This is a genomic window from Azospirillum rugosum (assembly GCF_017876155.1).
GTDB lineage: Bacteria > Pseudomonadota > Alphaproteobacteria > Azospirillales > Azospirillaceae > Azospirillum > Azospirillum rugosum.
Map to the genome: position 1 here is coordinate 1 of NZ_JAGINP010000056.1, position 5,207 is coordinate 5,207.

Genomic DNA, 5,207 nt, shown 5'->3' on the forward strand with positions numbered 1-5,207 from the left:
GTGGTTTGGTGGGGGTCTGGTGGTCGGGGGGTGGGGGGGGCCGGGGGGGGGGGGGTGGGGGGGGGGGGGGGGGGCGCCCCCCCCCCCCCCCCCGGGGGGGGGGGGGGGGGGGGGGGGGGCGCCCCCCCCGCCACTTTGGTACGTCCGGCCCACGCGCAACCCCCTCACCCCGACCCTCTCCCCAGAGGGGAGAGGGAGAAGGTCCTCGCCGATAAACTCACACGCTCACCCGACCGCCTTGGCCTCATCCCCGTCGGCGCCGACGCGCTGGCGCTCGGTGGTGTCGTGCACGATGGCCAGCAGGATGGGCGGCTGTTCGGTGTTGAACAGCTGGAGGCACACCTCCACCGGGTAGGTCCCGCGCATGCGGCCCTCCATCCGGGATTCGAACACGACCTCCTGCTTCTCGCCGGACAGCAGCGGTTCGACCAGCGCGTGGAACCGTTCCGCCGTGACCTCCGGCATCAGGTCGAAGACGGTGAACTGCTTCAGCTGCTCCAGCGAATAGCCGAGCTTGGTCTCCGCGCCGCGGTTGACCAGCTGGAAGCGGAAGGTCGTCGCGTCCAGGAAATACACCTCGTTCAGCGATTCACCGATCACGCGGCCCAGGTAGCCGGCGAAGGTCTCGGCCCGCGACTGTTCGGTGATGTCCTCGATGATGAGGACGGCGCCGCGCGTCTCCCGCGATTCGTACAGCAGGGGGGACAGCCGCACGCGGCAGGTGACCGGCCGGCCACGGCGGTCCAGCGCGTCGAGCACGACCGGCTGCTGCGGGATCTCCTTCTCCAGGATGCGTTCCAGGTCGGCGCGCAGCCGCTGCACGGGCAGGCCGATGTCGAGGTCCAGGAACTCCTCACCCACCACCTCCTCGCTGCGCAGGCCCCACATGTTCTCGCTCCAGCGGTTCCACGAGCGCACGCGCAGGTCCTGGTCCAGCACGATGATCCCCACGTCCATGCTGCGCAGGATGGATTCGGAATAGCGCCGGTATTCGCCGGACTCCTCGCCCTGGCGGCGCAGCTCCTCGTTGGCGACCTCCAGCTCCTCGTTGGCGGAGCGCAGCTCCTCGTTCATCGTCTCCAGCTCCTCGTTGGTGGACTGGAGTTCCTCGTTGGTGGTCTCAAGCTCCTCGTTGGTGCTTTGCAGCTCCTCGTTGGTCGTCTCCAGCTCCTCGTTGGAGGACTGGAGTTCCTCAATGGTCGTCTCCAGGCTCTCCTGCGCCGCCTCCAGCTCCTTCTGGAGCATGTGGACGCGCGTGGTGTCGGTGAAGCTCAGCAGCGTGACGAAGGGCTTGCCGTCCGCGCCGTAGAGCAGCGAGACCTCGATCGTCAGGCGGATCGGTTCGGCCGGCGGGCGGGCGTATTCCTGGTGTTCGAGGCGGAGGGTGCGGCCGGTGGTCTGCACCTCCTCGATGCGCGAGCGCAGCTCCGCCGGGCGGTAGGAGATCGCCATGTCCTGGAACGGGCGGCCGATGTCCACCTCGGCAACGTCGAGCAGCCGGCGCGCCATGGCGTTGGCGAAGACCAGCGTCCCGTCGCCGCTCACCGCCAGGAAGGCGGCCGGGCTATTGTCGACGATGCTTTCCAGAAGGCGGGTCTGGAAGCTCTGCCGGTTGTTGGGAAGATCCGGCGAGATCGTCAGGCTGCCGCCCAGGCTGCGCCGCCATTCCTGCGGCACCTTGCGGAAGATGCGGCTCTTCAGGTCGACCGGCTCGAACATCTTGGAGCGGGCGAGCTGCGTCTCCGCCTTGCCCAGGAACAGGACGCCGCCGTTGGCCAGCGCGTAGTGCAGGCGCGGCAGGACGATGTTCTGCGTCTCGCTTTCCAGGTAGATCAGCAGGTTGCGGCAGACCAGCAGGTTGATGCGCGAGATCGGGGCGTCGGTCACGAGGTTGTGCCGCCCGAAGATCACGCATTTGCGCAGCTCGCGCTGGAACACATAGTGGTTGTTGGTGCGCTCGAAATACTTTTCCAGCAGGGGCTGCGGCACGCTTTCCACGTCGCGCGGCGCGTACATGGCGTGGCGGGCGATGTTCAGCGCGGCGTCGTCCAGGTCGGTCGCGTAGATCTTGACCCGGCTGCAGAAGGATTCGCTGCCCAGCGCCTCCGCGAACAGCATGGCCAGCGAATAGGGCTCCTCGCCCGACGCGCAGCCGGCGCTCCAGATGCGGATGGGGCCGTGGTCGCCCAGTTCCGCCAGCAGCCGCGGCACCACGTCGTTCTTCAGCACCTCCCACGCCTCGGTGTCGCGGAAGAAGGAGGTGACGTTGATCAGGACCATGTTCAGCAGTTCCACGAACTCCTGGGGATGGGCTTCCAGAAATCCGTGGTAGGTCGCGAAGTCGTCGCAGTTGACCTCCTCCATCCGGCGCCGGATGCGGCGCTGCAGGCTGGTCCGCTTGTAGCCGCGGAAGTCCAGCCCGCGGTTCTCCTGGATGTAGCGGATCAGCGCCTCGAACTCGGGGTCGGGCGGCTCTGTCTTCGTGGGCTCTTTGCTGGACATTTTCGGGCTGGTCAACCTGTGGGGCCGGCATCATACCGGCACCCTCGCCGCACCCACAACCCGGCATCGGGCATACGTCTTCAAACGCCCGCGGGCCGAGCGGCGCAAGAATCGACAAAAGGCTCAACCACGGGCAAGACCCGCCGTTCCGCGCGTGGAACCATGCGCCCGACGCCGAGGATTTTCGCAGCAGAAAGGGCGCACGGATGTGCGGAATGGCGGTCAAGGACCGGTTCGACGACCACCGGTTTGACGACGGCGGCACGCCGATGGTCCTGGTGCTGGACGACGATGCGGCGGTGCGCGGCGCGCTCGACAGCCTGTTCCGCTCGGTCGGGTTCGCCGCGGCCACCTTCGCGGCACCGGAGGAGCTGATGGCCTTCGACCCGCCGATGGTGCCCTGCTGCCTCGTCCTCGACATCCGCCTGAAGGAGGCCAACGGGCTGGACGTCCAGGCGCGGCTGGCCTTGTCCGACAGCCCGATCCCGGTGGTGCTGATGACCGGGCACGGGGACATCCCCATGGCCGTCACCGGCATGAAGGCGGGGGCGATCGATTTCCTGGTCAAGCCCTTCCGCGAGCACGACATGCTGGCGGCCGTCAACGCCGCCATCGCCGCCGACCGCCACCGGCGCCGCCGGGAGCACATGCGGGAGCATCTGCGCTCCGCCTTCCGGACGCTGACCGCGCGGGAGCGGGAGGTGATGGGCTTCGTCACCGCCGGCCTGATGAACAAGCAGATCGCCGGGCACATGAACCTCAGCGAGATCACGGTGAAGATCCACCGCGGCAACGTTATGCGCAAGATGGGCGCGCAGACGCTGCCCGACCTGGTCCGCATGGCGGAGGCGCTGTCCGTGCGGCCCGAGGCCGTCGGCCGGCAGCAGGCCGCCTGCGCCTGACAGCGCCTTTTTGTCCGAACGTCCTCTTTGGGGACGGCTTTCCGGCCGCGGGCCGTTCCGCCGCCCCGGAATGCGCAGAACAGGCAAAACCGTTCCGAAGAGGCAATAGGCCCTGCAGGCTCGCCCCTACCATCGTGTCGTCCGATCACAAGAACACGACCGAAGGAACGAACCCATGCTCCAGGGCAGCCACGTCACCACGGGGGACGGCGTCCAGATCTACGTCAAGCAGTGGGGCCCGCAGACCGGCCAGCCGGTCGTCTTCAGCCACGGCTGGCCGCTCACCGGCGACGCCTTCGAAGACCAGATGCTGTTCCTGGCCCAGCACGGCTACCGCGTGATCGCGCACGACCGCCGCGGCCATGGCCGGTCCTTGCAGCCGGGCTTCGGCAACGACATGGACCATTTCGCCGACGACCTGGCGGCCGTCACCGCGGCGCTGGATCTGAAGGGCGCCGTCCATGTCGGCCATTCCACCGGCGGCGGCGAGGTCGCCCGATACATCGGCCGCCACGGCGTGTCGCGCGTGTCGAAGGCCGTGCTGATCAGCGCCGTCACGCCGATCATGGTGCGCACCGCCTGGAACCCGGAAGGCGTGCCGCCGGAGGTGTTCGACGGCATCCGCGCCGGGGTGAAGGCCGACCGCGCCCAGTGGTTCAAGGACTTCGCCCCCGCTTTCTACGGCTATAACCGGCCCGGCGCCAAGGCCTCGCAGGGGGTGCTGGACAGCTTCTGGGCGCAGGGCATGCAGGGAAGCCTGCTGGCCCAGTACGAGTGCGTCAAGGCCTTCTCCGAAACCGACCTGCGCGACGCTCTGAAGAAGATGATCGTCCCGACGCTGGTGCTGCACGGCGACGACGACCAGGTCGTCCCGCTGGCGACCACCGGCAAGGTGGCCGTGTCCCTGCTGCCCAAGGGCACGCTGACCATCGTTCCGGGCGCCCCGCACGGGCTGTGCACCACGCACAAGGACGTGGTGAACGAGGCGCTGCTCACCTTCATCAAGGGATAAGCCATGACCTACACCTCCCGTCTCGACCTCGGTGCGTCCGTCCGCAAGCAGGCCGCCGCCCTCCTCCAGGCCCGCCTGTCCGACGCGCTCGACCTGGAAGCGCAGACCAAGCAGGCGCACTGGAACGTGAAGGGGCCGCATTTCATGCAGCTCCACGAGCTGTTCGACAGCGTCCATTCCGAGGTGGAGGGCTTCGTCGACCTGATCGCGGAGTGGATCACCGCGCTGGGGCATGTCGCCGACGGCCGGGCGCAGACCACCGCCGCCCGCTCCTCCCTCTACGAATACCCGCTCCAGGCGGTGGCCGGCACCGACCACCTGAAGGCGCTGTCGGGCGCGCTCGCCCAGTTCGGGGCGCTGGTGCGCAAGGATATCGACGCCGCCACCGCCGCGGGCGACGCGGACACCGCCGACCTCTTCACCCAGATCTCCCGCGAGACCGACAAGCAGCTGTGGTTCCTGGAGGCCCACCTGGTCACGGGCGACAGCGCGGGCTGATCCTTCCCCCCTCGGCGCCTTGACGGCCCGGTTCCCGGCGTCCGCCGGGGGCCGGGCCGCTTTTCATTGGGGATGGCGCCGCGGGAATCACGTCATCCCCGCGAAGGCGGGGATCCAGCCGGATCAGGCACTTACGTGCGGAGCTTCCTGGATCCCCGCCTTCGCGCTACGGTATGCACACATCTCGCGGATGCGGTGATGCATTGAGCAGCATAGAAAAAGCCCCTCTCCCCTTGGGGGAGAGGGGTTGGGGTGAGGGGTCGTTACGGGCGGCAGCCCGGAGAAAATCTCAA

Annotated in this window: 4 protein-coding genes; 3 read left to right on the top strand and 1 reads right to left on the bottom strand. The window is 68.3% G+C overall.

The features are described from left to right. Positions 1 to 225: 225 nt before the first annotated feature. Positions 226 to 2,502, bottom strand: a complete 2,277-nt coding sequence (locus J2851_RS35370; RefSeq protein WP_209774060.1) for a CheR family methyltransferase — start codon at positions 2,500 to 2,502, stop codon at positions 226 to 228. A 215-nt stretch (positions 2,503 to 2,717) separates the two neighbouring features. Here J2851_RS35370 and J2851_RS35375 point away from each other — a divergent pair, with 215 nt between their 5' ends. From J2851_RS35375 to dps, 3 genes are all read left to right on the top strand, one after another. Further along, positions 2,718 to 3,404 carry a response regulator transcription factor gene (locus tag J2851_RS35375; RefSeq protein ID WP_209774063.1) on the top strand — a complete coding sequence of 229 codons (687 nt, stop codon included), beginning with the start codon at positions 2,718 to 2,720 and terminating at the stop codon, positions 3,402 to 3,404. A gap of 175 nt (positions 3,405 to 3,579) precedes the next feature. After that, positions 3,580 to 4,416: an alpha/beta fold hydrolase gene (locus tag J2851_RS35380; protein WP_209774065.1), complete on the top strand. Its 837-nt coding sequence runs from the start codon at positions 3,580 to 3,582 to the stop codon at positions 4,414 to 4,416. A 3-nt stretch (positions 4,417 to 4,419) separates the two neighbouring features. After that, entirely contained in the window at positions 4,420 to 4,914 is a 495-nt protein-coding gene (dps, locus tag J2851_RS35385; protein ID WP_209774068.1) for a DNA starvation/stationary phase protection protein Dps, read from the top strand. The last annotated feature ends 293 nt before the right edge of the window (positions 4,915 to 5,207 follow it).